This is a genomic window from Inquilinus sp., from assembly GCF_057815775.1.
Genome location: NZ_JBYRFX010000921.1, coordinates 1 through 3,189, shown reverse-complemented (window position 1 = coordinate 3,189; position 3,189 = coordinate 1). Strand labels below are relative to the sequence as shown.

General features: G+C 70.1%; 3 protein-coding genes. 1 reads left to right on the top strand and 2 read right to left on the bottom strand.

Annotated features, from left to right (window positions below; translation table 11 throughout):
• Positions 1-278: 278 nt before the first annotated feature.
• Positions 279-794 (bottom strand): hypothetical protein, encoded by a 516-nt coding sequence (locus AC3XYG_RS32885; RefSeq protein ID WP_489144102.1) that lies wholly within the window; start codon positions 792-794, stop codon positions 279-281.
• A 247-nt stretch (positions 795-1,041) separates the two neighbouring features.
• Between AC3XYG_RS32885 and AC3XYG_RS32880 the strand changes: the two genes are divergently transcribed.
• A complete protein-coding gene (locus tag AC3XYG_RS32880) occupies positions 1,042-1,695 on the top strand; it encodes a TetR/AcrR family transcriptional regulator (RefSeq protein ID WP_489144101.1) in 654 nt (217 codons plus the stop codon).
• On the opposite strand, the gene AC3XYG_RS32875 is transcribed toward AC3XYG_RS32880, so the two are convergent.
• The coding region (locus AC3XYG_RS32875) for an aldehyde dehydrogenase family protein (RefSeq protein ID WP_489144100.1) at positions 1,696-3,189 on the bottom strand (1,494 nt) is incomplete at its 5' end. It lies immediately after the preceding gene.

Here is a 3,189-nt window from a genome sequence, read left to right as displayed (position 1 = left end):
AGCTGACCTGGGCCCCCAGGCCGCCGGCCTGCAGCTTCGCCAGGATGCCCTGCAGCCCGCCCGCCTGCGTCAGGGCGCCGGACAGCAGCGCCGGTATGCCCCCCGGGGCTTCCTTGGCGACCAGGTCGCCGAAGGCACCCTTGATGTTGTCGAACAGACTCATGGTCGACTCCTGTCGCTGCGCGATCGGAAGGACAATGGCATGGGCACGGCGAAACGGCCGGCACTTCGGCACGCCGGGCGATCCTGTCGCCCGCGCGCGCCGCCGTGACCGTGCGTCAGCCCTTAAGCTTGGTGTTGCACTGGCTGTAATAGCCGCCGCCGGACTGGATCCAGCGCAGGCCGCCATTGCCGTTGGTGGTCTTGTTCGCATTGTACTGATCGAGACAGGTGTGCATCCGCGCCTTGCCCGCGGATTCCGCCGCGTATTTCGGCGAGACCGCGGATGGGAACACCGCGTTGCCGGCAGCGGCCGGGGCTGCGGCTGGAGTCGCGGGCTTGGCCGCTGGGGCGGCAGGAGCCGCCGCCGCTGCTGCTGCGGGAGCGGCCGGGGCTGCCGCTGCCGGGGCTGCTGCCGGCGCGGCCGCTGCGGCGGGAGTCGCCGTGGCGCCGCATTCGGCCTTGCGGAAATGATTCCACTTCTGCCCGTTCAGCGTTCCCGCCGTCTGGGCTGCCTGATATTTGGCGCTGCATTCCTGCATGGTCAGGGCCTGGGCTGGCGACACCGCCAGGACTGTCACCCCCGCGGCCAGGACCACCGCGCCAAGACCGCTCCATGTCGCTCGACTGAACATCGGCTTCTCCTCGCACGAGTACCGAATTGCTCTCCTTGAGCCTCGACATCGCCCCGTCATCACAGACGGGACCATGCGCCGGCGAGTGTAACACTTTATGTCGCAGGTCGATCGGAGAATTCGAAGCGATTCCTATAAGTCGGATGAAAGTCGATCCGCCCTCTGCTCTTGACCTTGACATCGGGATCGTCACCCCTGGGGATGACGGATCGTCATCCCGAACCAGACAAGGGACACAAGCGCCGCCATGGCTCAGCGTTGGGCACCAGCAACCAAGACGCCGGTCGAACCCCGCCGCCGGCCGCAGCAGGAGCGGTCGCATGAGATGGTCGAGCGCATCCTCGGCTCGGCCCAGGCGCTGGCGAAGGAGGCCGGCTTCAAGGGGCTGACGACGATCTCCATCGCCGGGCGGGCCGGCCTGTCGGTCGGCTCGCTGTACCAATACTACCCGAACAAGGAGGCCATCCTCCTCGACCTCGCCCGCCGCTGGCTGTCCCTGTTCCGCGGCGTGGTCGAGCAGCAGGCCAGCCTGCCGCCGCCCCGCAGCTGGGACGAGTTCCGTATGGCCTTCCACGAGTCGCAGCACATGGTGGCGACGATCTATCGGGAGAACGAAGACCTGCTGCCGGTGCTCGACGCGATGCTTGCCAACCCCGAGCTGCACCGGATCTATCGGGAGCACGACGCCGCCATCGTCGGCCTGCACGCCGACTGGTTCCAACGGGTGAACCCGGCCCTCGACCGCAGCACGGCCGGCCGACTCGGCCTGATCGTGCTGGAGACGGGCCATGCCTGCTTCACCAGCGCCGCCGCCCGGGAGGCGCCGATGCGCGACTTGGTGCTGGCGGATCTGGAGACGATGTACCTGGCCCTGCTGCAGCCCTATCTCGGGCTCGGGTGATTACCCGATCGTCATCAGGCTGGCATTGCCGCCGGCCGCTGCGGTGTTGTTGCTGACCGAGCGCTCCAGCAGCAGCCATTCCAGGGCATAGTCGGCCCGGCCGTCAGCCAGGTCGGCCCGGGCCACGCCCTGGACGGTGACCAGCGGACCCGGCCGCGCCGCGAGCGACTGGTTGATGGCGTGCAGGGTGTCGCTGTCGCCCTCGAACAGCACCGCATCGGCCGGGGCCGATGCCCAGTCGTCGCTGGACGACAGCAGCGGCTTCAGCGCCTGCGGCAGGCCGCCCAGCAGGGATTTCACGATATCCGCCGGGGCCGAGAGCACCGCCTTGTTGCCGGTGGCCAGGGCCGCGCCGACCTGCAGCGCCGCGCCCGCCGCACTCTGGGCGATGCACAGCACGGTGCCGCGCGGCTCCAGGCTGTAGCTGTTCTTCTCACCGACCGGGCCCGGCAATTCCATCGTCAGACCCAGCGGGCTGCGGGCGCCATAGGCGGCGACGCGCGCGGCCTCCGCCCCCTGCCCGGCCTTCTGCATCACCGCGCCCCAGTCGCGCAGCACGGCGAAGCGCTTCTCCGTCTCCGGCGATGCGGCCGCGGCCGGCACCGGTGCCGCCTGCGGCCGCATCGACAGCAGGCGGTACAGGTAGAGCGGCCCGCCCGCCTTCGGCCCGGTGCCCGACAGGCCGTGCCCGCCGAAGGGCTGCACCCCGACCACGGCACCGATCAGGTTGCGGTTGACGTAGACATTGCCGGCGGCGACCCGGTGCGACACGCGGGCGATGGTCTCGTCGATCCGGGTGTGGACGCCGAAGGTCAGGCCGTAGCCGGTGGCGTTGATGGCGTCGAGCAGCTGGTCGAGCTGGCTGCGGCGATAGCGCAGCACATGCAGCACCGGGCCGAACACCTCGCGCTTCAGGTCGGCGATGCCGTCGATCTCGATCAGGGTCGGCGGCACGAAGGTGCCGTGCTTCGCGGCCTCGGGCAGCGGCAGCTGCTGGGTCTTGCGGCCCTTGGCCTGCATCGCCTCGATGTGGCGGGTGATGATCCCCTGCGCCTCCTCGGTGATGACGGGCCCCACATCGACCGCCAGCCGGTCGGGGTTGCCGATCACCAGCTCGGCCATCGCGCCCTTCAGCATGGTCATCACCCGGTCGGCGACATCCTCCTGGATGCACAGCACGCGCAGGGCCGAGCAACGCTGGCCGGCGCTGTCGAAGGCCGAGGCCAGCACATCGCCCACCACCTGTTCCGGCAGGGCCGAGCTGTCGACGATCAGGGCGTTCTGGCCGCCGGTCTCGGCGATCAGCGGGATCGGCCGGCCCTCGGGGTCCAGGCGGTCGGCCAGCACCTTCTGGATGATCTTGGCGACCTCGGTCGAGCCGGTGAACATCACGCCGCGGGTGCGAGTGTCGGCGACCAGCCCGGCCCCGACCTCACCCGCGCCCGGCACCAGCTGCACCGCGCCGGCCGGCGTGCCGGCCTCGCGCAACAGCCG